The following is a 22569-nucleotide window of genomic DNA, read 5'->3' on the forward strand; positions in this document are numbered from 1 at the left end:
AAGTGTCTTTGTTTTTCTTCTAAAACGAAAAAGGTAGAAGACTGAAAATTCAGTTAAAATTTATGCGACATTAGTGAATCAACTCATAAAAAATAGATTTAATTGTTTCTTCATCTGATTCGGTTACTTCCTTATTGGAAACGATATATTTCACTTGAATATCATCACTTGAAAATACTGCCAGCATCATGCTAAATTCATAGCCTTTTTCTTCTAATCGATTGCTTACTTGTTCTAACAAACCATCCTCTTCTTGAAGCAAACTTTGAATCTCTTCTGCTTCCTTTTGTTTCTTGTCGTTTTCAGCTAGTAATTTAGGGCTTGTCTCAGAAACTTCCGACGTTTCTCCTTTTGACAAAGAATTATTCGTAAAGAGAAAGGTAATAAACGATAACAAAACAAAGGTTCCAAGGAAAACGATTTTCCCCTTTTTCATCACCACACACTCCTTTTACTCAAGTATATGACGGTAAAAAAGAGTTAAATACTGTCATTTTTCGTTCTCACTTTTTTTCAAAATAGGTTAAGGATAATCGGTCATTTACTATAACTTCCTTCATCATTTCAAAGCCATTCTTTTTATAAAAGCGAATAGCTGGTGTATTTTTAGAACCTGTCGCGACTATCATCCTATTTCCTTTTAAATGACTTTCTAAATAATTAAAGAGGGTTTGGGCGATTCCCTTTCGGAAATGGTTAGGATGAACGATTAACCGATGAATATCCACTTCCCCCTCCTCAACCTTTAAGGAGATAGCGCCACATAGTTCCTCATTTAAATAATAACCATAGAAAGTTTCCCCACACTGTTGTAACGTTTCCACCGTATCTTTTAACGGTGGAATGTCGTCATAACCGATTATGTCAGCCTCAACTTGATAGGAAGGTAATTGAATATTTAAAACGTCTTCTGCTATTTTTCTAGAAGTAATATCGATTTTCTTAATCAAGGAGATCCCTCATTCAATGTTTTATTTAATCATGAATCGGTAAATAAATTTCTACTTCTTCCCCTTCATTTGTTGTTGGATGATAGGTTTCAATAATATCGGATGTTAAATCCCTTTGATAACCTTGTTCCTTTGTCCATTCCAGTAGATGTTGGTGAAGGATATCAAGCTTTTGAATGTCTCCCCTTGTCGATACATAGTCTTGTTCCCTTTCAATATATTCCATTCCAACGGGAACTTCCTTTATCAATTCATTCACAAGTAGCCCCACATAATAATATCCTTCCAGATGGTCCGCATCTCTCTTCGGTTCAAATATCCCTATTTCAATATCGGAAGCGTTCTTTATTTCATTTTTACGTGCTAATAATTGTTGGGCGAGTTTTGGAACCTCTTTTCCATAGTCACCGAAAGAGCCATAACCTTTTAAACCTACAGCTCTAAACACCTTCTTCCCCTTACTACAACCCACTCCAATCCCCCCTAAAATACTTTTTATACTAATTCTCTTCCACTTATCTAAACCCCTTCAACTTTTTCCCATGATATGTTGAAGGCGACTTTCCAAAGTAATGCTAAACCAACTATAGCTATCACTAAATAAAAATAGATGCCAAAATGAATCAATGTGCTTACATAATGCAATCCTGTAAACATCGCCACAACGAGCATTAATCCAAGTATAGTAGCTGTGTTGCTATTTTGATTGGACTGATCAAAGGATTCCGAAAAAGGAATCGTTTTTGGTAACACTTTGAAACAAAGGACGGCAAAAATACTAGCATTAATAAAGACCACAACAAGATCAGGTAGAATTCTTACCCCGAAAATGAAAATGAATATTACACTTAAAAATGCATAAACAGGTAAATATAATTTAACAAGGAATGCCTTTATCACCGCGCTAAACATCGGTTTTAATTGTTGAATAGGAGCCGCTTTATAAATCCATGCCCCCTTGTATTTCCCTGAGAACTTTAACAATAAGATAATCGTTGGGATAATAATTAAACTAAAGTAAATGGAAAAATAGGAATTACCTTTTGATAACTGCTCAAAATCATTATTTATCCCACTTATAAAGAAAAGAAATGGAATAACAATTGAAAAACCTAAAGACGGATAAACTTTCAATTTAAAATCCCGCTCATTTTTCATCATTAAACTAGCAAAGCGGAAAAAACTTCTCTCCTCTTTTGTTGGGCAAATGATTTTCATAATGAATTGACTAATAATACTTCGTTTTCTTACCTTTGCTTTCCCATGGTAAGTAAGCTTTTGCAGATTTTGTTCAAAAGCAGGATTCAGTTTTATATAAATCCAGATTGAAATAAGTGGCATCAGAACACTTAAAATCGCAAGTACAATAAATAGCCGTTGGATGTTGCCATTCATTACTAGTTCTGTATTTGCACCGTACCACATAGGAAAGATGAATATTTGCCACCATTTCGGTTCAAAGGAAACGGTGAAATTGAAAAAATCGAAGGAGCGAACTAATAATTGATAGCCAACCATAATACCAAGGGATAACCCTATTTGGACATAGTTAATAATATCTTTTAGTTTTTCACCATCAAAAAACCGTAAAATAAACATATAAATAAAGGCAGTCAAAATAACAATCAACAAATCAATAAATATGATATTGACCAATGAAAGGATAAAAAATATAATCCCGTGACGAATCAATCCAACCATTAAAGGAATACCTACAAGTGCCACTGTTAAGAAGGATAAATAAATAAAAACATGGATCATTTTCGCAGTACTAATTGTCCTTCGATCTACTGGTTTCGGGTACAAAATGTTACGATCACGGATATCTAGTAGTACGGAAGAAAAATCAGAGATTAATGATGTCATAATAAATATCGAAAAATCCCATAAAAGATACTCATTTGAAAAAGATAATGATCGCCTAAAAGGATAAATGGAATTAGAAATAAGCTAAATAATACGTAAATCCATAACGATTTAATATATTGATTGGTCGTTTCCTTTACTTGTTTCCCCGGATTTTGAGAGAAAATCGTCGGTACACGTCTACCGTCCATCGTTAATTTGACTTGTAAAATTTTTCTCATCACTTTGTAATCGACACCAAGATTACTAAATACCTTTTCAAAGCGATCTAAGATTTTCAGTGTACGATAGTCCTGCATCTTCACATCTCCCCTACAACTGAAACGAATCTAGAGCCTAATTCCTTATGTTCATTGAACCCTGTTAATTCATTAAAAATTTGCTCAAGGGAGCCTTCCGTATTTTGCTCCTTCAATTCGTCAAACGAACCGTCTGCGACAACTTTGCCGTCCATCAGGAGAATGATCCGACTACTTATTTTTTCGACCACGTCCATAATATGGGAAGAATAAAAAATTGTTTTTCCTTGTGCAGCAAGTTGGGTCATAATTTCTTTAAAAATCATTACACTATTTGCATCCAAGCCGTTGATCGGTTCATCAAAAAATATAAGTTCAGGATTATGTAATAAGCTGGAAATGATTAAAAGTTTTTGGCGCATTCCTTTTGAATAGGATGCGATACGAGAATGATAAACTTCCCCAATACCGAACAGCTCCATTAAACTTTTTGCTTTATAGTCGGCCAAATCAAAATCAAGACCATACAATTCCCCTATAAAGGTTAAATATTCATGCCCTGTTAAATTGTCGTATACTTCCGCAATTTCGGGCACGTATCCAATTTTCCTTTTATACGATATATCCCCGTTGGAAATATCTTGACCGAAGATTTTCACTTCACCAGTATAGTTAGTTTCGATCCCTAGCATAATTTTAATCGTCGTACTTTTCCCAGCTCCATTTGCACCAATATAACCGATAATTTCTCCCCTTTTCACTTGAAGAGAAACACCTTTTAAAACGGCTTTCGGACCATAATTTTTTTGCAAATCGTGAATTGATAATATAACGCCTTCCATAAGACTCACCTATCTTCCTAATTATTTCCTTTTATATTGTACCACTTTTGAATATGACCAGGAAAAATATGTTAATCGTTTAAGGTGTTACATTTCAAAAAACTTGTGCCTTTCCACTTTACAAACTCTAAGAGAAAAATTTTTATACCATTCTGCTTTTCCTCTTTCTTGTGCTACTTGATGGGCTGCATGTTCTTTCCAATTTTTGATGGACTGTAAAGAATCCCAATAGGAAATTGTAATTCCTAACCCTTCATCCCGCGCACTCTCGATACCTAAAAATCCTTGTTGTTGGGCAGCTAACTCCACCATCTTGTCAGCCATCTTTCCATAGCCTTTGTCACCATCTGTTCGCTGTGAGGCAAAAATCACTGCATAATACGGTGGCTCGGGTGTTTTGGCAATTCTACTCATCTTTTTCTCCCCCTTAACATTATGTTTCTGTCGTTCTTTACTTTATGTAATGTATTTGCTCCTCTATAACTTTCTACAAAAAAGGCATTAACCCCTTTGGATCAACGCTCTATTTCCTTTACTTTACTCTATCTATTAATTCTTCTATTGGAATACCATTTACAAGTTCGTATTCATAGCCGTTAACATTGATCATGTCATCTTCATTCACTAAAATATGAATAGATTTCATCGGATTTTCTTCACTTTTAAAGTTAATACCATAAGTTTGACTGTTAAGATCCAAATCTTTAAAAACCGTTCTCTTCACTTCCCACTCACTAAAAACATTTTGTATTTCTTGAAATTTTTCATCACCTTGATTGGCAATAATCTCGCTCACCGTGGACGTGTTATTCTCTTCCCAAATGACAATGCTATCCACCATATTCGTAAACTCATCTGGGTTTGAAATAAATGTATTAACAAAATGTTTCGTTCGATATTCTGAAAAACCTAAAATTAAAAGGACGCATAAACTAACTCCTATTAGCGTAAATATAACCTTTTTCATTTCCTCTCCCCCTTTGGTAAAATCGGAAAATCAATGTTAATTTATATACGAATAAATACACAAAATGTTTCGAATTATCTATTAATATTCAACTAAAAAAATCCCTACTTTATTGAAAAAGTAGAGATTCTTCTGTTAAAACGAAACTACTATATTTACCCCATATAAACACTATCACACGTTCCAGCTGCTGGTTCATAATAGCAATGATTTTTGAATTGGCCAGCAAAAGGTTGATCGTACCATGTTGGAGGACATGGCGCGTATGGATTAAAATACCAAAGGGCGTACTTTCCTGGATGATCTCTCCAATAATCCAAAACCTGTCTTGCTAATCTTTGTTCATTTGGTCTTGCTCTTTCATAAAACAAATTCCCTTTCTGAACCGCTTCAAAAGAATAGTTTCCTCCTTGTACATGGAAAATGACATCTTCAATGGATCGTAAATCTCGAAAGTCTAAGCAATTCGCAACAAGACGATTTACGATAACATTTCCAACATACAACATTCCTTGGTTTCCTTCACCCTCGGCTTCTGCCCTCATCATCCTTGCGACTAAATCGACATCCGCATCTCGATACTTTACTCTTGGCATTTTTTCACCCCAAATATATGGTATGAAGAAAATTGTCCAATCATGTCATAATTTATAAAGTTATCATGTTTTTCTGCTCATATAGGAGATCCATTCTTTAACAACTCAAATTTTAAAGTTTTTCGGTCACGATTCTATTTGTTCTAGAAGGATAAATAATCGAGGAGTAGAATTATACTTTTATAAATGAAAGGAGTGTAATTTAATGAATAGTATTTTTGAACGGATACATATGGAAGAAATATTAGAACGAATCGAAAAGTTAAGTGTAAATGCTCAACCTAAATGGGGGAAAATGGATGTAGCCCAAATGCTCGCCCATTGCTCTTCTTTTCAAGATATCCCAATGGGAAATTCCTTTCCCCCTAGAGGTTGGTTAGGAATTTTTGTCGGGAAATTTGCGAGACCCGTTTTTTATAATGACAAGCCATTGCCAAAAAATATGTCTACTATCCCAACTATTTTAATAACAGATAAAAGAGATTTTGAGTGGGAAAAAGAAAATTTAAAACAAAAGGTTATGTCATTCCAACAGGCAGGACCTGAAAATTGTTCTAGCCATCCCCATCCTTTTTTCGGAAAACTTACTCCCGAACAATGGGGCAAAGGAATTTATAAACACCTTGACCACCATTTAAAACAGTTTGACGTTTAATTGAACAGATTGCTAGATTTATTCTTCATTTTTTTCTGATTTGAAATGATGATATACTTCACCAATGAACCCTTCCAATTGATGAACGCCTAAATCGGTATTCGTCATAATCACTAGCCCAGAGCCTAAGTAAGGATAAGCAACCATCATACATTGAAAACCTACTCCCCAACCGAAGGAGGAAATCTCCACTTCCTTATTTGAACCTTCTAAAAACACACCTAAACCAGCCCACGCCTTTCCTTTTTGAGGCGTAATCATTTCTTTCGCCATGTTTGCAGAAATACCAATTGTACTTTCCCCTTTTAAAGCATTCATTAGTTCAACAACTAATTTAGCTAGATCTAATGAAGTTGTCCATAAACCAGAGGCTGCCGGATAAGGATAGATTGGATATTTTCCTTCCACCACTTCCCCGTTTTTATGGCCACATGAACAATTTCCTTCGTCGGTACGAAGAAATGTAGAGAAAGTACTATTTTCCATGTTTAATGGCTTCCATATGAACTCTTCCATTATTTGTTGAAAAGATTTTCCCGTTACATCTTCTATTAATTGTTGGACTACACAATAACCTGCATCAGAATAGTGGAATTCACTCTCTGGTTCATACGTCACTTCAATTGGTTTTGGACAATAAGAGGTTTTTCCTTCTAATAGTTCAACCATTGATGGGATTCCGACATTTGCATTTAGCTCAGGAAAACTATTTTCCGGGTCCATTATACCGGATTGATGGCTTAATAAGTTTCGTAAAGTTACCTTTTTACCCTTTGTAAATTCATTAGTAGGCACTTTCCACGACACAAGTTTTTCGTTGACATCCTCATCTAAATGGAGAACGCCTTCCTCTGTTAACTTCAACACTAGCATCGCAGTTAAAAACTTACTAATGGAACAAGCACTAAAAATAGAATCGCTGTTTACATAATGATCGGTTCCTGCTTCTAGTAAACCGTAGTTTTCAACTTTACGAATTTGACCATTATAAATTAGGGCATAACTGATACCTGATACATTATAGTGTTCCATCCGCTCTTTAACATTTAGTGGCATAATCCATTCCCCCTTTGCGATTTAACATCATTTTACCACAAAACAGAACGTATGTTCTATAAATTTACAAAAGTTATAAAGAAAACGCATTCATTTTAATAGTAGAAAGATTAGAAGAATGGAAGATTGACTCTCCCCTTAAGGGAGAGATTAAAATAACATCTTGTAGTGTAAAATCATTGAAGGAGAGGATACACGTGTTAAAACAAAATATGACTCTATCGATATTACTTCTTAATTTATTCATCGCCTTTTTAGGTATAGGACTCGTTATTCCTGTTACTCCTACTATTATGAATGAATTAAATTTATCCGGCTCAATTGTTGGTTACATGGTTTCAGCTTTTGCTGTAGCACAATTGGTCGTTTCACCTATTGCCGGCATTTGGGTCGACAAATTCGGTCGAAAAAGAATCGTTGTAATCGGTTTATTTATCTTTGGTATTTCAGAACTATTATTCGGAATCGGAAATAATTTAACGGTTCTTTTCATTTCCCGTATACTTGGTGGCGTCAGTGCTGCCTTTATAATGCCAGCTGTTACTGCTTTTATTGCTGATACAACTACAGTCGATACACGACCAAAAGCACTTGGTTATATGTCAGCGGCCATTTCCACTGGGTTTATCATCGGCCCTGGGATCGGCGGTTTTTTAGCAGAAATCGGAACTCGAATTCCCTTTTTCTTTGCGGCTGCATTAGGAATTATAGCAGCGATATTATCCATCATTACGTTGAAGGAACCAGAACGAAATAATGAGTATGCAGATGTTCCAAAAGAAAAGGTTGGATGGAAGCGAATCTTTTTACCAGCCTATTTAATTTCCTTTATCATTATCTTAATTTCGGCACTCGGCTTATCTTCTTTTGAATCTTTATTTGCCCTATTTGTCGATCATAAGTTTGGATTTACTCCAAAAGATATCGCGATTGCCATTACAGGCGGAGCTATTGTAGGTGCCATTGTTCAAATTGCCTTATTCGATCGATTGACAAAATGGCTTGGCGAAATTCGATTAATTCGTTATAGTTTAATATTTTCAGCAGCAATCGTTTTACTATTAACGTTCGTTCATAATTACTTTGTTATTTTATTGACGACAATCCTTGTTTTTATAGGTTTTGATTTAATGCGACCTGCCGTGACTACGTATCTTTCAAAAATTGCTGGTGATGAACAAGGGTTTGTCGGTGGTATGAACTCGATGTTTACGAGTATTGGAAATGTGATTGGACCTGTTATCGGTGGTATACTATTTGATGTGGATTTAAATTATCCATTCTACTTCGCAACGATCACGTTAGCTATTGGTATCGGATTAACGCTTACTTGGAAACAGTATTCCATACCTAGAACTGTCGCTTCGAAATAAAATGAAATTGGGGTGGATTTCATATGGAAGAAGATAAAGAAAAACTTTATTCCATAGGTGAAGTTTCAAAATTAATGAATATATCCATTAAAGCACTTCGCTATTATGATAAGATTGGGTTATTTAAACCTGCTTATGTGGATCCAAATTCCAATTATCGTTATTATAGTGACTTTCAATTATATCGTTTAGATTTAATCAAATCTTTAAGTTATATTGGAACACAATTAAATCAAATTAAAAAAGTTGAAGAATTAAATAATGATGATTATATTTCCTTCCTCATTCATCAAGAGCAAGTTGTAAAAGAAAAAATTGACTATCTGTATGAAATACAACAAATCATCTCCTCTGTCAGACGTGATATACAGAGGCAAGAAGCTCCCTTTGGTGAAGTCGTGTTATTAGAAAAGGAAGAAATAAAAATTATTCAAAAAAGAGTTCAAGGTTTAGGTCCACAAAATACGTTCAATTCATCGTTTAGCAGCTTTCGAAAATATGGACCTTCAACAGAAGGTTTTCGTAAGAAAGGTTATGGCTCCATTTTCCCTATTGGGGAATACAAAAGCATCGATGATATAAACTACCATTATTTGTTTACGCCTTTACTTTCAAATAAGAAAATGATGCCCCTTGAAAGGGATACAGAACTCGCTATTTTACCTAAGGGAAAATACTTAAGTATTATTTGCCATTCCACTACTTTTGATGATTATTTTCAATCGTTACAAAAGCTCATTCAATTTATTCATAAAAACGAAGTGAAAATCATGAGTGATATATACGAATTCTTTTCTATTAATTATCAAAGTGACGAGCACAAATATATTAATGAGTTCAGAGTGTTAATTGAAGAATAGACAAAACTACCATTATAACGATTATAATGGTAGTTTTATTTTTCCTTATTCTTATTCTGCTTCCCCTACAACAGTAAAACGTTCATTGATATGTTGTGGATTTTCAATTTCATCTACTACAGCAATCGCATAATCCGCATAGCTAATATAACTTTCACCCTTTGAATTTACTAAAAGTTGGTCTTTTCCACTTTGATAAGATCCTGTTCTTTTTCCTTCTGGATCAAAGACCGCTGATGGACTAATAAATGTCCAAGTAATTTGAGATGTTTCTTGTAACTCTTGTAAGTTACGACCTTGCCCTTTTGCAGTTGGGATAAAGATATCTGGAAAATCAGGTGTTTCCATTACCTTCATTGTTTTGTCTTCATCTACATAAAGACTACCCGCTCCCCCAACAATGATTGCTCTAGTGTCTGTTCCTTTTAATGCTTTGATTAAAGAATGTCCTGCATCAACATGAGCTTGTTCTTCACCTAAAGGAGCTCCAAAAGCATTCACCACGACATCAAACGGTTTCACATCATCAGAAGTAAGGTCAAATATTGATTTTTCAATCACTCCAACACCATTACCCTGAATTTTTCCCGCATCTCTTACAATCGCTGTCACTTCATGTCCACGACTAGTTGCTTCTTTCAAAATAAAATTTCCTGCTTTACCACTTGCTCCAATAATAGCAATTTTCATTTTTTCTTCCTCCTGTTATTTGAGTTGTAACTAATTCGATTACATGTAACTATAATAATTACAACAGCGCAATCTGTCAACATTTTAATATTCCCTCGAGAAATATACTTGTAATAAAGTTAATTACAGGTGTACTATAATGATACGTTTGTTAAAGGAAGGTGATAATATGTCGATTAGTAGTCGATTTTCTGTAGGCGTTCATATATTAGCTCTTATTGAAATAAATAAGGATGGCGTTAGTACTTCTGAATTTTTAGCAGGAAGCGTTAATACAAATCCAGCTGTCATCAGAAAGATCATGGGGATGCTAAAAAAAGCAGGATTAGTACAAGTACGTCCAGGTATTGCAGGAGCTGAGTTAGGAAAGGATTTATCAGAAATTACTTTGTTAGATGTGTATAGAGCGGTAGAGGTTGTACAGGAGAAGGAGTTATTTAGTGTCCACGATAATCCGAATCCCGATTGTCCAGTTGGTAGAAATATCCAAAATACCATTGCTCCACTATTTGAAATAGCACAAACTGCAATGGAAAAAGCCCTTGAGAGTGTAACAATTGAAGATGTCGTGAAGGATATTATGGCTAAAGAAAAAATAAATCAGTAAAAAACGGCATTCTTTCGGTGAATGCCGTTTATTTTCATCTATTTACTGTGGGAGAACCCCATACACTTTGGAAGTATGCCGACAGTACTCCTTCTCCTTGAAACCTATCGTCAAGAACAGCGTGAACCTGTTGAATTGCCTCTCTTAATTTGTCGTCCTCATTTGGAAAGGCTCCAAAGTAAGTATATCGATAAATCGGTTCATCTGGACAAAGTTCATATGCCCTCTTTAACATCCCCTTACCTTTTTGTTCACAATCATCATCACCAAAATAATCCGGGAAGAGAGACATCATATAACCAAAAGACCATAGAAAATCTTCATTCATAGAAAAATGAGTTAAACCATAACTCGTTACTTCCCGTAATACAGTCTCTACTCCATCAAAGTCTACTCCTTTAATGTCCAAAGGTCCCTCTTCGACAAGGACATACCAAGAAAGGAACCCTAACCGAATAACGGTTTTTAAATCATTCGGATTTTCATTCCAATGTTTGAGCAATAGTGCAAATGCTTCATTCCACTTCTCTTGACTTTCAAGGGTGTCTACTTCCGTCCATGGCCAATCAATCATAGCGATTTCACCGCCTTACATACAAATTAGGATATAACGTTATTTTAATTTTACTACAACGCTACCATTAATAAGTATAAAAAGTAGATATGGTAATCGTTATTTTATAACAGGAATTAGTTCACTTTTTCTTGAATACTTATAAGTAAAACGAATAAATGAGGGATTAGATGAGTTTTGTGGCGATATATACGATTGGTAGATTAAAACATTCACCCAAACACCCTACTACTAGTGAGTTTTTTGAAGCAGGTTATAAAGTAATGCGTCAAGCAGATGTTTCAGGAAATCTAGTAAAGGAGTTTTCCCCTTTAGGAGTACCCTTCCCTGAAGATTTAATTAAAGGAGACGGCACACCTATCCTCACATTAACCGTGTGGAAAAGTCTTGAATCTTTATATCGTTTCACTTACTCAGGTCAACATCAGAGAGCGTTACGAAATCGACACAAGTGGTTTGATCCTCACCAAGAAAAACTTCCATCGTACGTCGTATGGTGGACAGAGGAAGTAACGGATGTTTCCTGGGAGGAGGCGTACAAAAGATACACTTATTACCTTCAGCATGGATCTACTCCCTATGCGTTTGACTATAAACGAGCCTTTAATCAAGCAGGAGAAAAGTTTTTGTTTAAATAAGAAAATATTTTAATAGGAGTTTTTTATGGACAAAGATTTCGTAACAATCACCTTTAATCGAGACACCGCTTTTATCAGATTCAGTATTGTAGCAGACGAATGGCCAATTGATAAGTTTACAGAAGAAATCGGAATAAAACCGACAGAAGTATATAAAAAAGGCGATCCTTACATAAGAGGAAAACGAAAGAGTACAAGAGTTGAAACTGTTTGGAGTATCGAAACGGGCATCGTTTATAGACGTTACGATGATGACGAAGATAAAAATATATTTGAATCCTTAATAGCTCCATTTAAATCAAAAATAGCTTTAATCAATAAATATAGAAAAAAATATGAGTTAACGTGTATTTTCTTTGTTCACTATGTTTTTTATGATGCATCAACACCTGGAACGCGATTAGATCCAAGTGTTATTTCCTTTGCAAATAACATTGAAGCCATTATTGATGTTTACATTGATAATAAACTAACGTTAGAAGATGAAGGATGGTTTTGAATAATGTAATGGAAAACTGTAATACCATTCATTGTAATACCATTCATGCATTAAAAGTTTTCCCTTTATTAATAAAGCCATTTAAACAAAAAGACGAATAAATACATGAACACTCCAACAATGAGCATTCCAGCTAAAAGATAGCTTAAACTTGATAATAAAAACTTAAAGAAATCATAGATTGAACCAACTAAATCTTCAATAAATCTTAACAACATGATTTCCTCCAATCCCCTACCATCATAAATGAAAGTTTCTATAAATTTAGAAGAATTCCTTCTATCCTTTTAAAAAGGCGCTAAATCCTTAGGTTTAACGCCTTACCGTTATGTATAAAAACAGTCCACCAATAAGTAGTCATTCACCTTGCATGCCTATTCCTATATCTGTTGGATAACAATAGAAATTTTATGACTTATCACCTTTAATAATAAATAAACCATCAATGATTAATAAAATGACGGAAACACCTATTGAAATCGTAAGGTCGATATGTTCGTCCAATCTCATTAGTACTCCGATTATGTAAAAGGCAGCGACCCTAGTGATCGCTAAAGAGAAAGCAGTATAAAGGGTTTCACCCATGAAAAATTCAAATACCTTTTCAAAAATACTATCAAGCGTAAGCCAATAGACGAGAAATGAAATGCCTATGACGATTAATTGATTGGTCGCAATATTTAATGAAAATAACGTATCAATGACACTCGTCGATCCTATCAAAAGGAATAAAAAGAACGCTATCGCAATGGTAATAATAAATGCAAATAAAATGGAACTATAAATAACCATTGGTATACTATCTTTGCTTTCTTCCTTTTTGTTTTCTTTATTTAAAAATAAAAACAATATAATGAATGAAAGGATATATATAAATAATAGAAAAATAGTTATTTTCAAACTATCTCCCCCTTACTTTTAAATTTCTCTCTAAGTTGCAAATTATCCATTCTATTACAATTGTATAATTTCAACATATCTTTTTGCCATTTTTAGACACTAATTTTCTTTTTATTTTTATGAACGTGATGCAAATTAGCAAATTAAAAAGCTATCTGTAGAATAAAAAAAGCATTCACCCTTCTTGGAAAATGCCCCCAATTCACACTATATTTATCACAGTTTGTGACAACCGCTCTAAATGATTTGTTTTTAATGTCTCTCACGTTTGCTTACAGTGGTAATTAGACTGAATGAAAGATTTCCGATACTTCAATTTCTTTCACTAACACTTCCCGCCACTTTTATTGCTTCCCAAACCTTGCAATTTTTTTAGATAGAGAATACCACCAAATAAAATAACAAACCCAACGATTTTAAAAAACACAGTTTTGAACGTTTCGTTATCAATTGTTATGCTCATAAAAAAACTACCTGAAAATATTATTAAAATCCCAATTATTGAATGAAATATTTTCAATCCGAAACACCTCCAAAAAAAACTACCAACTGCCCCCCACTTACTATATCCCCCTGTTATTCATCAATTATTTCGTAAAACTCGCTAAATATAACTGTTTTTTAATTCAGTAATTCAACCTAAATTTTAATACATTATTCAAGTGAACTTTAGTATCTATATATAATCTGAACCTATAATGAAAAAGAGCACTTTCTCATTTTGGAAAAGCACCCTTAAAGCGATGCAAACTACTCTTTCAATTTAGTTTTTATTTATTCTTTGTAAAAATCAATAACCGATATCGCCAACGATACAACTTTATCGATAATATCTGTAGGTGAAACGACCTTTATTTTGTTTGCGAATCCTAATATAAACTCGACTGCTTCCTGCTGATCATTAAAACTTAAAGTTGCAGGTATCCATTTATTTTTATTTGGATTTTCTGATTTTATTACTTTAACAAACTTACCTGTAAATTGAATTCTTTTCATAATTTCTGGATGGATTTCTACTTGTACATCATACTTTGGTAACTTTTTTATAAACTCTACTTTCGATTGTTCCCAGTATGCCACCAAATTGAAATTAGGTGGTCTTTTAAAATTTTCATTTTCGATTTTTGCATGGTATATGCGTGATACCCGATAATTACGCAGCTCTCCATCCCTTAATGCTACAAGGTACCATTTATTCCCTTTCGCTACTAATCCTAATGGTTCAATTAATCTCTCTTTCTGCTCCCCATCAGCCTGTTCATAATAAATTTTCAGCTTTTTGTTATCCCAAACTGCTTGCTGAACAGTTTTAAGAGCATACGCTTTCTCTTTCGATTGTTTCCAAGTACCCGTATCTATATGAATTCTTTCCCATATTGCTTGTGCTTCTTCACGAAAAATTGCTGGGATAGATGCAAGTAACTTTTGCCTCGTATCTAATGTTTGATTATTTAAGCCTAAATCTTCGAGTAACTCTCCAGAGGGGATTAGAAATAAGGATTTCATGTCATCTATCGTTAACCCACTTAATTTACTACGAAAATTATCTAATAGAAGCCACCCTCCCCCTTTACCTCTTTCAGAAATAATGGGGAACCCTGCATTAGTTAATGCATCCATATCTCTGAGAATCGTTCGAACGGATACTTCTAATTCATTCGATAATTCTTTTGCAGTCATTTTACCTCTATTTTGTAAAAGGATCATGATATTCACTAACCTATCTGCTCTCATCTTCCCCATCCTTTGAGTAAGAAATTTTGTGAATTAATTTGATTAATATGACATAAGGTGTCATGTTTTTATTATATAGTCATACTAAAGGCAATGAAAGGAGTGTTTAAATGAACCAGAGACGGAATACAGTGTTGTACATTGCATCGAGCTTGGATGGTTATATTGCAACAAAAGAAGATTCGCTTGAGTGGTTATTCAAGGTGGAGGGTGAAGGAGATAACGGCTATACAGAGTTTTATGAAACAGTTGATACCATTTTAATGGGAAAACGAACTTACGATTGGATAATACAAGAGATGGAAGAGTTTCCTTACAAAAATAAGGAATGTTATGTATTTTCAAGATCTTCTTATGAGGATACCGAAAATGTGAAGTTCATTCATGAGGACATAAAAAGTTTTGTGAACAAACTAAAAAACAAAGATGGGAATAACATTTGGGTTGTTGGTGGAGGAGAACTGCTACATTCTTTTATTCAAGAGAATTTAGTCGATGAATTCATTATAACTTTAGCACCAACTATAATTGGTAACGGAATCCCATTATTTAAAGAAGGAAATTACCAATTAGATCTTTCTCTGAAAGGAATAAAGAGATTTAATCAATTTGTTGAATTATCTTATGTTAAAAAGAATCCTCTGCTAGATAAAACAATATTAAAATAACAGCTCCCTTAATTAGAGCTGTTTTTTTACATCAAATTTTAAAATCACTCCTTAAATTCAATTACCTTAACCCCATCTATATTTACATCAAATGTTAAGATAACAAATCCCTCTGGAGGGTTAAATGGGCCTGTATAAGTATCATATTTAACTTTTACGTTAAAATCATATTGAGAATATCCAGCTGTTTTTCGTGTTACCTCCAAAATTTCTGCATCCCAAAGTGCATAACTACGTTCAGGATATTTTTTTCTAATTGCTTCTTCTGCATAGGGATCTAATAATGCTAAAAAGGCATCATAAAAATCGGTATGATTTCCTGCAATTTCTGAAATACTCGTTTCTGAAAAAGCTTGATTTTGTTCGGTCAAGCCGAACGTTACTATGAGAGTTAAAATAACAATTAATTTATATTTCACTTTTGAGTTCCACCTAACTTTTATTGGTTAGTCTGTTTATATCCTCAAAAAAATATGTGCTTATTTAACTTATCTAATCAAAGTTTGGTGTGAACCTTCAAAACACTATATTTTTAAAGAAATTGCGCCTTCTTAAAGCTGTGCTGACGATACTGCAGAGAAAAATGTCGGTTGCATACGTACGCTTCGAATGAAGTAAACTATTTTATATAAGCACAAATGATTTTGTGCATTATTAGTTTGACTTTTTAATAGGAAGTAGGATAATTACAGAATATAAGGTAAAAATTATAAAGATAAGAAGGAGCGATACGATGTTCGATCAAGTTGCGTATTTTATTTTGGAAGCGATGGTAGTTCTAACGATTCTAGTTGTTGTGATTGGAATCCCTCTTGGAGATACACTGTTTAGAAAAAATTAAGACTGTATCTAAATAGATGGAGTTTTAAGATTTTATCTCCTGCTACGTTTCTATAAATTTTTAGAAACAGATTAAAGCGTTCCTACTAGTGCTTTAATATAAAATCTCATAATTGAGTACAAATAAAAATCCCTGCTTTCAATATAAAGTAGGGATTTTTGGCGTTTTAATAGATTTAAGGATTAGTGAAAAATAGTGAATCATATTGAAGAAAAGCATCCATAATTGAATAAGCTTATTTTAGAAATTTGTTCATAAGTTGTTCAGTTGTAACTACCGTAGCAAATTCATCATGCAATGTAGCTAGAGATATATTATGTATCGTTTCTGCATCATAATATCTATCATTTTGGTCCTTCAAACCAAAGGCTGCTGTCGCATCTGAAATTAGGTATGTATTGAAACTTAAATTACCACTCATTCTTGTAGTTGTTGATACACAATGAGGTGTAGTCAAACCTGTGATGACAACTGTTGATATTTCATTTTCTTTTAAATACTCTTCTAAATTAGTACCAATAAAGCTACTATTTACTTTCTTTCTGATAATTACTTCACCATCAATAGGTTGCACTATTTCTTTAATCGCAAAGCCCTCATTCAACGGGTGAAATACTGAATTAGGATTATCGGAAGTGTGTTGTATATGTATTACTAACCACCTCTTTTCCCTGTATAACTGTAGTATCTTGCTCATATTTTCTTCTGCATCTAAGTTATTTCGTTCTCCCCATTTTTTATCCTCCAGAATTTCATTTTCAAATGCTTACTTTACTAAACCTTCTTACCCTTTAATGAAAAAAGCACTTTCCTTATTCAAGGAAAGTACCTATTGTTTAAGAAAAAAATGTAAAAAGTGTTTAAGGTAATTCTGAATTACTAAGATCAAAACGTGCGATTTCTTCACCTTCAACTGAAACAATTAAAGTTGCATCCATCGCATGTTCCTTCAACTTCTCTAATTGCTCAGTTGGTGGCGAAAGTCTTATTTCAGGATTTTCTTCTAACGCGCCTAAAATAAAATCAAAGGTATATTCTCCTTCTTTATTTGGTTCAATAATTGGCACACCCGTTTTCCCTGTACCTAACTTTGCTATCTGTTCTCCTTCTTCATCAAAACTAAAAATATTTACACCCATTATTTCTTCAGATACTTCTTTTAACTTTTCATTTGGTTCAATATAAACTTTTATCCCGTCTTCATATTCATATGTCTGTTCATTTAACTTTTTGGTTCCCCCAAGAGTCTTTTCCCCAGTATTCTTTAAAACAAAATCATAGCTAAGTGTAATAGGTATTATTATTTCACCCTCCTTTTCTCCTGAAGTAATACCAATGCCGCCCAATCTTCCTTCATCATTTTTGAGGTCTACAGTTGAGCTGACTAAATCTACAGAAGATTTACTTGAACACCCTGATAGGAGTATTAAAACTGTAAAACTACTTATAACAAACTTTAACATCCCTTTACCTTTCATTATAATTACAACTCCGTTCTTTATTTTCTATACGACTAGAAAAAATCAAACTTCCAGGTAACACTTTCTTCAACATATTTATTTGAATCGATTAAAACATATCTTCACAACCACACCCAACACATATTCCCAATTTATTCATTGAATGCTTTTCAAGAAAATGGTCCTATTATCGAAAAAGGCACAATTCATCTTCAAGAATTGCCCCGATTGTTGAAGATCGTTTTTTCAACTAAATCACCTGTTAATGAAGTAAAGGAACAATAAAAAATGAAGGTTTACAGTACAGCCTTTATAATTGTCTCTACACAGATTTTATTCACGGACATTGATTTAACAACATTCGTACCTTTTGGGTATATTACCTAACTTTCATTTACGTTTTTAGATTTGAAATTAATATCCTATTCATAAAAAGTATCACTTGTTATTCTTCAGGTTCACTAAAAGGATATACATACATATCAATATCAATGAATGCCTTGATAGCAGAAGCAAAACTACTGAATTCAGGGGAGATGACTAAACCAGGTGTATAGCCATTTATCATTGTTATTACTATTCCAATTTGTACATTTAAATTCAATTCATCCTTTATTCGGTTAATTGTATTTGTTTTGGACTGGAAAACATTTAAAATGGGGAGTAAAACATCATCTGTATCAAGTGTTTCTACTGTTTCAGATTCGTATTTCCACGATGTAAAGAAACGCGTAACTTTATCGTTTATCCTATCACATATTCGCAAAATTGTTGTTGGCTGTACACCTAACATCTCTGTTACTACTTCTACTGGAAAATCGTCAATGTCATCTTTACCAGTAAAACGAATGTATGCATATAAACTTGTTTTTTCCATTCAACCCTCCAAATTAACATAAATTGTCCTTAAATCCTGCCTTCATAATAATTATGTTTTTTGCTTTAAGTCTTCTATATCTTCTATTTGCTCCTCCGAAAAAAATCAAGTAAGTAACAATGTAAAACAGCAAAGAGTTTTTCTAGTCATTAGAGTAATTATGAAAAAATTGTAAAAAATGTTTACAAACAACTTAAATATGGATATAATTTCAAAATAAATAAAAAATTCTTAAGGAGGTCGAATGAAATGATCGTTATCGTTAAATTGATGTCACTGGTAGTTACAACTTCAGCAAAAATGAAAATCACACATTCGGCCAGATCGGAATGGATCGCTTAAGTTTTTTGTAATTAAGTCTACCCATACCGCAGGGAGAAGTGTGCCCCTGCGGTATTTTTGTGCCTTTTTCACCGTAGGGAGAGTCTCTCTACGGTTTTTTCTTTTTTCAGGGTAATTTAAGGAGGTGATAATAAATGACATTAAACATTTTTTCTCTCACGATAACTATTACTAAACGTGAGATTTCTCTTGAGAAAGCACTTCATAATGAAAGTGCGAAAAAAATCTTTGAAGAGAACCGAAGAAAAATAGAAAGTTATATTCGTAAATATTAATTTTGTTAATTAAGAAACAGGAAGGTGGGAATTGAAATGATTTATATGAACAAAAAACGTCATGCAGTTTTATGGTTGGAGAAAGACACAACCTAGCCAACAGATGAAGTAATATAAATGACAATATAGCTATTTATTTTTAAAATCTCAGAAAAGCTAACCCGTTCTAACCTAGGACGGGTTGCTTCAGAATGTATTTTGCAATTTTTTAAGCGATTTTTTACGTACAACTTGATGTAGTTTAGGAAGTTTAGGAGAATGCGGAATTACAATGTTAGGGAAACTCTCCGTGTATACAGATAAAATTTACGTCATTAATATTTGCTCTGTGTGATGTCTACGGCTATGTAAGAATTGCTATAAAGAAGCATATGAAATCTCTTTACATTCCATAGTTTCTTAAATTCATTAATCGGAACTTTTCGATTATAGTTCTTGTGTTCATCATCACAATTCACCAGATTACTTAATGATTCTGAAAGGTAAAAATACTCCTTGTCATAACCTACAACAGGTACAAAATGCAAACTATTACGGTCTTTCTGTACTTTAATAAAAACAATTACGGGAACTCCTTTACTAACTTCATACTTTAATGTATTTATATTTCCTTTATAATAGTTTGTTTTAAAGCCCTTTTTTCTTAACACCGTACGAATTCCCTTTGGATATACTGTACCCGCCCTAGTTTTACTAGGAAAATACGTATATAACGCTTCACCGCTAGCCTCCATACCAAAATACCTCAGCAGATAAGCTGTTGAAAATGCTGCACATTCGGTATTTTTTTGAAAATCTATTCGATTGTTTTGTTGGATAAGATAATTAGCAGGATAATCTCTTTTTCGTAAAACAGGCATGGGTAATGTCATTAAATAGGCATTAATGATAGTTGATATAATAATCCATAAAATAATTGATTTAACTATAAACATACTACTTCCCCCGTTGCTTTGCATCCATATCGAAACAATTTTTTTAGTTCTTCTTTCACTAATCTGCACCGTTAATTTAAAAATATTTCTTTACAACCTTTGTTCAACTTTAACATAATTATCCAATTTCATATTGGTTTTTATTTCAAATAAATGGCCCTTAAAATAAAGGCGCAATCCTTATTTAAGAATTGCGCCTGAGAGAGAAGAACATTATTGAACTAATATTTTCACCGTACAAATTATATAGATGACATGACTATATTCTTTACAGTCACCCGTTTGCAAATTGTGATAAATCGTCTAACGAGGAAATGTTCTTTCGTTTATCTTCACTTAAATTAGGTGCTTACTCACCTACCATACCGTCCTTATCATTATCCTGCATATATGGGTATAGCCAATGATCACTCGTTATTGGCATACTAAAACCTGCTGCTTTTGCTTCTTTAATCGTCACCTGTCCATTACCGTTTGTATCAATACTCGATATATCACCGTTTTTGTTTGAACTAGTTGAATCAGAAGGCTTGCTACCTGTTAGACCGAGTGACGCGTTTACTTCGTCAGGGTTTACATTGTCAAATGTATCAACGATCTCGTTACCCATTAAGGTATAAGTGAACTGATAATTTGAAGGAATTTGTGTTTCCGTATTCGGGTATGTGATAATTGCTTCAAAATTCGTAGCTCCGCCTGCGCTCCGGATTGCGTCTTCCAAATAAGCTTGATCACCATGTCGGTTGAGCGTACTATCTTGTGGAGTAATATTATATGCATTCGATACCCCTCCGAGAGAATCCGCAATGATATGTCCTTCATCTAAAACGTCACTTTCTACGCCAGGAACCTTTGCTTCATCAGCGTAATATCTACCAGATGATAATACAGGTTCGTTACGGTCATCTTGTAAAATAATTTCGTCAGCAATAACACGTACTAATTGCCCATATTCATTCGTAAATGCCCAATATTCACGGTCCCCATAACCAATGTCAACGACGACATTAGGTTCACGATATCCAGACAAATCACCACCATCAACTTCAATCAGTTTGTATCCTGAAAATTGGGCTGGTGTTTCCTCTACTACTGGCTCATCATCAACAGTAGTGACAACTTCTTCTTTTTCGCTATTATTATTTGTTTCAACTGCTTGTGAATCTGTTTCTACATCTGTAACGGATTTATCATCTACGTTGGTACAACCAACCATATAAATGGTCGTTAAGAGTAAGATTAAATAGTTCATTTTCTTTTTCATTTTAGGACTCTCCTATAATAGTTTCATACTGTTCATTCTAAAAGTCTTGGAATTTTACATAGATTAACATTGTTATCCTATTTAATAATAGTATATTCCAATATTAACTTTATTACAGTAGATTATTTAATGTGTGCACTATTAAATTTTAATTAAGCTCGTTCTGTTTCAAATTGATACTAAGAACGGTATTTCATTAAATAGCCCTTTAAAGAAAAAAAGACGCGATTCTTTTTAAAGAATTGCGCCAGATAGTGGAGAATTGTTATTCAACTAAAGCGATCGCTAATTCGTTAACCGCTATTCACAAACTTGTAAACTTCTTTAATAGAATTACTAGATAGTATGTAAATAGTGTGCGTGTCTTTTCTATTCATTATCGTTCCAGATTCTTCTGTAATCCAAAGAAAATAAGATTCTTTGCCACTGTTAAATTGATACTGTGGTTCTGTTGCCATATTGACAATACCAGACTCTTTTGTTGAATTGCTTACTGCCTTTTCAAATATAGCTATTTCTTCCGATTCTTTTAATTCTAAATGAATCGTTTTAGTGTTAACGTACGCTTCCTCTTCTACATTCTTTTCAGTTACGGATTCACTTGTTTTAGTTTCTGGCTCTTGAGAACAGCCGAATAATGCAAAACTAATAATCGCAAAGAATATAAATAGCTTTTTCAAAATACCCCCTCCTTTAATAATTTGGACATTAATTTTTGAATAAAGTTTCAAGTCTTCCACGCTTTTCAATAAAAGGTGTTATTCCGCAATTGTCCCTTTTCATGAATAAATATCCGCCTGTAAAACAGGCGGTTTTAGTAACGCCCTATAAGGGCTCCTTACTAACTGCCCCTAAAGGGGC

The 22569-nt window shown here is 33.6% G+C and carries 30 protein-coding genes; 8 read left to right on the forward strand and 22 right to left on the reverse strand.

Annotation, left to right across the window (positions count from 1 at the left end):
• Window positions 1-70 precede the first annotated feature (70 nt).
• The 9 genes from ACH0B5_RS15570 to ACH0B5_RS15610 all read right to left on the reverse strand — a co-directional run bounded on the left by ACH0B5_RS15570 (window position 71) and on the right by ACH0B5_RS15610 (window position 5460).
• Complete coding sequence (locus tag ACH0B5_RS15570) at window positions 71-436, reverse strand: hypothetical protein (RefSeq protein ID WP_406928094.1); 366 nt, start codon at window positions 434-436, stop codon at window positions 71-73.
• A gap of 67 nt (window positions 437-503) precedes the next feature.
• Window positions 504-950 carry a GNAT family N-acetyltransferase gene (locus ACH0B5_RS15575; protein WP_341361710.1) on the reverse strand — a complete coding sequence of 149 codons (447 nt, stop codon included), beginning with the start codon at window positions 948-950 and terminating at the stop codon, window positions 504-506.
• A gap of 25 nt (window positions 951-975) precedes the next feature.
• The gene (locus ACH0B5_RS15580; protein WP_341361709.1) at window positions 976-1422 is read right to left on the reverse strand and encodes a GyrI-like domain-containing protein; all 447 of its coding nucleotides are present in this window, start codon (window positions 1420-1422) and stop codon (window positions 976-978) included.
• Window positions 1423-1469: 47 nt separating this feature from the next.
• Complete coding sequence (locus ACH0B5_RS15585; protein ID WP_406928095.1) at window positions 1470-2816, reverse strand: hypothetical protein; 1347 nt, start codon at window positions 2814-2816, stop codon at window positions 1470-1472.
• The gene (locus ACH0B5_RS15590; protein WP_406928096.1) at window positions 2813-3115 is read right to left on the reverse strand and encodes a hypothetical protein; all 303 of its coding nucleotides are present in this window, start codon (window positions 3113-3115) and stop codon (window positions 2813-2815) included. The genes ACH0B5_RS15585 and ACH0B5_RS15590 overlap by 4 nt, the downstream gene beginning before the upstream one ends.
• Window positions 3116-3117: 2 nt before the next feature.
• Window positions 3118-3897 carry an ABC transporter ATP-binding protein gene (locus ACH0B5_RS15595; RefSeq protein ID WP_341361707.1) on the reverse strand — a complete coding sequence of 260 codons (780 nt, stop codon included), beginning with the start codon at window positions 3895-3897 and terminating at the stop codon, window positions 3118-3120.
• An 87-nt stretch (window positions 3898-3984) separates the two neighbouring features.
• A complete protein-coding gene (locus ACH0B5_RS15600; protein WP_341361706.1) occupies window positions 3985-4311 on the reverse strand; it encodes an antibiotic biosynthesis monooxygenase family protein in 327 nt (108 codons plus the stop codon).
• A gap of 118 nt (window positions 4312-4429) precedes the next feature.
• Window positions 4430-4864: a hypothetical protein gene (locus ACH0B5_RS15605; protein ID WP_406928097.1), complete on the reverse strand. Its 435-nt coding sequence runs from the start codon at window positions 4862-4864 to the stop codon at window positions 4430-4432.
• 155 nt (window positions 4865-5019) lie between these two features.
• Window positions 5020-5460, reverse strand: a complete 441-nt coding sequence (locus tag ACH0B5_RS15610) for a cell wall hydrolase (protein WP_341361704.1) — start codon at window positions 5458-5460, stop codon at window positions 5020-5022.
• A 205-nt stretch (window positions 5461-5665) separates the two neighbouring features.
• Between ACH0B5_RS15610 and ACH0B5_RS15615 the strand changes: the two genes are divergently transcribed.
• Window positions 5666-6115 (forward strand): DUF1569 domain-containing protein, encoded by a 450-nt coding sequence (locus ACH0B5_RS15615; protein ID WP_406928098.1) that lies wholly within the window; start codon window positions 5666-5668, stop codon window positions 6113-6115.
• A gap of 18 nt (window positions 6116-6133) precedes the next feature.
• Here ACH0B5_RS15615 and ACH0B5_RS15620 read toward each other — a convergent pair whose 3' ends face one another.
• A complete protein-coding gene (locus ACH0B5_RS15620) occupies window positions 6134-7171 on the reverse strand; it encodes a serine hydrolase domain-containing protein (protein WP_406928099.1) in 1038 nt (345 codons plus the stop codon).
• A 191-nt stretch (window positions 7172-7362) separates the two neighbouring features.
• On the opposite strand from ACH0B5_RS15620, the gene norA reads away from it, so the two are divergent.
• Window positions 7363-8544, forward strand: coding sequence for a multidrug efflux MFS transporter NorA (gene norA / locus ACH0B5_RS15625; protein ID WP_338322882.1), 1182 nt, complete (start codon window positions 7363-7365; stop codon window positions 8542-8544).
• 23 nt (window positions 8545-8567) lie between these two features.
• The gene (locus tag ACH0B5_RS15630) at window positions 8568-9404 is read left to right on the forward strand and encodes a MerR family transcriptional regulator (protein WP_406928100.1); all 837 of its coding nucleotides are present in this window, start codon (window positions 8568-8570) and stop codon (window positions 9402-9404) included.
• 51 nt (window positions 9405-9455) lie between these two features.
• Here the strand turns inward: ACH0B5_RS15630 and ACH0B5_RS15635 are convergent, their stop codons facing one another.
• Window positions 9456-10094 (reverse strand): NAD(P)-dependent oxidoreductase, encoded by a 639-nt coding sequence (locus ACH0B5_RS15635; RefSeq protein ID WP_122973577.1) that lies wholly within the window; start codon window positions 10092-10094, stop codon window positions 9456-9458.
• A gap of 169 nt (window positions 10095-10263) precedes the next feature.
• On the opposite strand from ACH0B5_RS15635, the gene ACH0B5_RS15640 reads away from it, so the two are divergent.
• Complete coding sequence (locus ACH0B5_RS15640) at window positions 10264-10701, forward strand: Rrf2 family transcriptional regulator (protein ID WP_122973578.1); 438 nt, start codon at window positions 10264-10266, stop codon at window positions 10699-10701.
• Between the two features lie 34 nt (window positions 10702-10735).
• Here the strand turns inward: ACH0B5_RS15640 and ACH0B5_RS15645 are convergent, their stop codons facing one another.
• The gene (locus tag ACH0B5_RS15645) at window positions 10736-11275 is read right to left on the reverse strand and encodes a hypothetical protein (RefSeq protein WP_122973576.1); all 540 of its coding nucleotides are present in this window, start codon (window positions 11273-11275) and stop codon (window positions 10736-10738) included.
• Window positions 11276-11445: 170 nt separating this feature from the next.
• On the opposite strand from ACH0B5_RS15645, the gene ACH0B5_RS15650 reads away from it, so the two are divergent.
• Both ACH0B5_RS15650 and ACH0B5_RS15655 read left to right on the forward strand, forming a co-directional pair.
• Window positions 11446-11913, forward strand: a complete 468-nt coding sequence (locus ACH0B5_RS15650) for a DUF3291 domain-containing protein (protein ID WP_122973575.1) — start codon at window positions 11446-11448, stop codon at window positions 11911-11913.
• A 25-nt stretch (window positions 11914-11938) separates the two neighbouring features.
• Window positions 11939-12412 carry a DUF4279 domain-containing protein gene (locus ACH0B5_RS15655; protein WP_122973574.1) on the forward strand — a complete coding sequence of 158 codons (474 nt, stop codon included), beginning with the start codon at window positions 11939-11941 and terminating at the stop codon, window positions 12410-12412.
• A gap of 68 nt (window positions 12413-12480) precedes the next feature.
• Here ACH0B5_RS15655 and ACH0B5_RS15660 read toward each other — a convergent pair whose 3' ends face one another.
• From ACH0B5_RS15660 to ACH0B5_RS15670, 3 genes are all read right to left on the reverse strand, one after another.
• Window positions 12481-12630, reverse strand: coding sequence for a hypothetical protein (locus tag ACH0B5_RS15660; protein ID WP_158599742.1), 150 nt, complete (start codon window positions 12628-12630; stop codon window positions 12481-12483).
• 190 nt (window positions 12631-12820) lie between these two features.
• Window positions 12821-13312 carry a hypothetical protein gene (locus ACH0B5_RS15665; protein WP_122973573.1) on the reverse strand — a complete coding sequence of 164 codons (492 nt, stop codon included), beginning with the start codon at window positions 13310-13312 and terminating at the stop codon, window positions 12821-12823.
• Between the two features lie 774 nt (window positions 13313-14086).
• The gene (locus ACH0B5_RS15670) at window positions 14087-15046 is read right to left on the reverse strand and encodes a helix-turn-helix transcriptional regulator (RefSeq protein WP_122973571.1); all 960 of its coding nucleotides are present in this window, start codon (window positions 15044-15046) and stop codon (window positions 14087-14089) included.
• A gap of 110 nt (window positions 15047-15156) precedes the next feature.
• On the opposite strand from ACH0B5_RS15670, the gene ACH0B5_RS15675 reads away from it, so the two are divergent.
• Window positions 15157-15714, forward strand: coding sequence for a dihydrofolate reductase family protein (locus tag ACH0B5_RS15675; protein WP_122973570.1), 558 nt, complete (start codon window positions 15157-15159; stop codon window positions 15712-15714).
• Window positions 15715-15758: 44 nt separating this feature from the next.
• On the opposite strand, the gene ACH0B5_RS15680 is transcribed toward ACH0B5_RS15675, so the two are convergent.
• The 4 genes from ACH0B5_RS15680 to ACH0B5_RS15695 form a co-directional block, all read right to left on the reverse strand.
• Window positions 15759-16133, reverse strand: coding sequence for a DUF3888 domain-containing protein (locus ACH0B5_RS15680; protein ID WP_158599741.1), 375 nt, complete (start codon window positions 16131-16133; stop codon window positions 15759-15761).
• Between the two features lie 657 nt (window positions 16134-16790).
• Window positions 16791-17306 (reverse strand): isochorismatase family protein, encoded by a 516-nt coding sequence (locus ACH0B5_RS15685; RefSeq protein WP_241559392.1) that lies wholly within the window; start codon window positions 17304-17306, stop codon window positions 16791-16793.
• Between the two features lie 109 nt (window positions 17307-17415).
• Window positions 17416-18033, reverse strand: a complete 618-nt coding sequence (locus ACH0B5_RS15690; RefSeq protein WP_122973567.1) for a hypothetical protein — start codon at window positions 18031-18033, stop codon at window positions 17416-17418.
• A gap of 427 nt (window positions 18034-18460) precedes the next feature.
• The gene (locus ACH0B5_RS15695; protein WP_122973566.1) at window positions 18461-18892 is read right to left on the reverse strand and encodes a DUF4279 domain-containing protein; all 432 of its coding nucleotides are present in this window, start codon (window positions 18890-18892) and stop codon (window positions 18461-18463) included.
• Between the two features lie 476 nt (window positions 18893-19368).
• Between ACH0B5_RS15695 and ACH0B5_RS15700 the strand changes: the two genes are divergently transcribed.
• The gene (locus ACH0B5_RS15700; RefSeq protein WP_122973565.1) at window positions 19369-19509 is read left to right on the forward strand and encodes a YrzI family small protein; all 141 of its coding nucleotides are present in this window, start codon (window positions 19369-19371) and stop codon (window positions 19507-19509) included.
• A gap of 314 nt (window positions 19510-19823) precedes the next feature.
• On the opposite strand, the gene ACH0B5_RS15705 is transcribed toward ACH0B5_RS15700, so the two are convergent.
• The 3 genes from ACH0B5_RS15705 to ACH0B5_RS15715 all read right to left on the reverse strand — a co-directional run bounded on the left by ACH0B5_RS15705 (window position 19824) and on the right by ACH0B5_RS15715 (window position 22388).
• Entirely contained in the window at window positions 19824-20444 is a 621-nt protein-coding gene (locus ACH0B5_RS15705; RefSeq protein WP_122973564.1) for a cysteine peptidase family C39 domain-containing protein, read from the reverse strand.
• A 349-nt stretch (window positions 20445-20793) separates the two neighbouring features.
• Window positions 20794-21708, reverse strand: coding sequence for a DNA/RNA non-specific endonuclease (locus ACH0B5_RS15710; protein ID WP_122973563.1), 915 nt, complete (start codon window positions 21706-21708; stop codon window positions 20794-20796).
• Between the two features lie 293 nt (window positions 21709-22001).
• A complete protein-coding gene (locus ACH0B5_RS15715) occupies window positions 22002-22388 on the reverse strand; it encodes a YhfM domain-containing protein (protein ID WP_122973562.1) in 387 nt (128 codons plus the stop codon).
• Between the last annotated feature and the right edge of the window lie 181 nt (window positions 22389-22569).

Source organism: Ureibacillus sp. 179-F W5.1 NHS, assembly GCF_045369345.1.
In the GTDB taxonomy this organism is placed as follows: Bacteria; Bacillota; Bacilli; order Bacillales_A; family Planococcaceae; genus Ureibacillus; species Ureibacillus halotolerans.

Excerpts from the sequence above, each read along its gene's own strand:
- ACH0B5_RS15570 (WP_406928094.1), bottom strand. The coding sequence starts at position 436 with ATGAAAAAGGGGAAAATCGTTTTCCTTGGAACCTTTGTTTTGTTATCG.
- ACH0B5_RS15585 (WP_406928095.1), bottom strand. The coding sequence starts at position 2,816 with ATGACATCATTAATCTCTGATTTTTCTTCCGTACTACTAGATATCCGT.
- ACH0B5_RS15590 (WP_406928096.1), bottom strand. The coding sequence starts at position 3,115 with ATGCAGGACTATCGTACACTGAAAATCTTAGATCGCTTTGAAAAGGTA.
- ACH0B5_RS15595 (WP_341361707.1), bottom strand. The coding sequence starts at position 3,897 with ATGGAAGGCGTTATATTATCAATTCACGATTTGCAAAAAAATTATGGT.
- ACH0B5_RS15600 (WP_341361706.1), bottom strand. The coding sequence starts at position 4,311 with ATGAGTAGAATTGCCAAAACACCCGAGCCACCGTATTATGCAGTGATT.
- ACH0B5_RS15605 (WP_406928097.1), bottom strand. The coding sequence starts at position 4,864 with ATGAAAAAGGTTATATTTACGCTAATAGGAGTTAGTTTATGCGTCCTT.
- ACH0B5_RS15610 (WP_341361704.1), bottom strand. The coding sequence starts at position 5,460 with ATGCCAAGAGTAAAGTATCGAGATGCGGATGTCGATTTAGTCGCAAGG.
- ACH0B5_RS15615 (WP_406928098.1), top strand. The coding sequence starts at position 5,666 with ATGAATAGTATTTTTGAACGGATACATATGGAAGAAATATTAGAACGA.
- ACH0B5_RS15620 (WP_406928099.1), bottom strand. The coding sequence starts at position 7,171 with ATGCCACTAAATGTTAAAGAGCGGATGGAACACTATAATGTATCAGGT.
- ACH0B5_RS15630 (WP_406928100.1), top strand. The coding sequence starts at position 8,568 with ATGGAAGAAGATAAAGAAAAACTTTATTCCATAGGTGAAGTTTCAAAA.
- ACH0B5_RS15635 (WP_122973577.1), bottom strand. The coding sequence starts at position 10,094 with ATGAAAATTGCTATTATTGGAGCAAGTGGTAAAGCAGGAAATTTTATT.
- ACH0B5_RS15640 (WP_122973578.1), top strand. The coding sequence starts at position 10,264 with ATGTCGATTAGTAGTCGATTTTCTGTAGGCGTTCATATATTAGCTCTT.
- ACH0B5_RS15645 (WP_122973576.1), bottom strand. The coding sequence starts at position 11,275 with ATGATTGATTGGCCATGGACGGAAGTAGACACCCTTGAAAGTCAAGAG.
- ACH0B5_RS15650 (WP_122973575.1), top strand. The coding sequence starts at position 11,446 with ATGAGTTTTGTGGCGATATATACGATTGGTAGATTAAAACATTCACCC.
- ACH0B5_RS15655 (WP_122973574.1), top strand. The coding sequence starts at position 11,939 with ATGGACAAAGATTTCGTAACAATCACCTTTAATCGAGACACCGCTTTT.
- ACH0B5_RS15660 (WP_158599742.1), bottom strand. The coding sequence starts at position 12,630 with ATGTTGTTAAGATTTATTGAAGATTTAGTTGGTTCAATCTATGATTTC.
- ACH0B5_RS15670 (WP_122973571.1), bottom strand. The coding sequence starts at position 15,046 with ATGAGAGCAGATAGGTTAGTGAATATCATGATCCTTTTACAAAATAGA.
- ACH0B5_RS15675 (WP_122973570.1), top strand. The coding sequence starts at position 15,157 with ATGAACCAGAGACGGAATACAGTGTTGTACATTGCATCGAGCTTGGAT.
- ACH0B5_RS15690 (WP_122973567.1), bottom strand. The coding sequence starts at position 18,033 with ATGAAAGGTAAAGGGATGTTAAAGTTTGTTATAAGTAGTTTTACAGTT.
- ACH0B5_RS15695 (WP_122973566.1), bottom strand. The coding sequence starts at position 18,892 with ATGGAAAAAACAAGTTTATATGCATACATTCGTTTTACTGGTAAAGAT.
- ACH0B5_RS15700 (WP_122973565.1), top strand. The coding sequence starts at position 19,369 with ATGACATTAAACATTTTTTCTCTCACGATAACTATTACTAAACGTGAG.
- ACH0B5_RS15705 (WP_122973564.1), bottom strand. The coding sequence starts at position 20,444 with ATGTTTATAGTTAAATCAATTATTTTATGGATTATTATATCAACTATC.
- ACH0B5_RS15710 (WP_122973563.1), bottom strand. The coding sequence starts at position 21,708 with ATGAAAAAGAAAATGAACTATTTAATCTTACTCTTAACGACCATTTAT.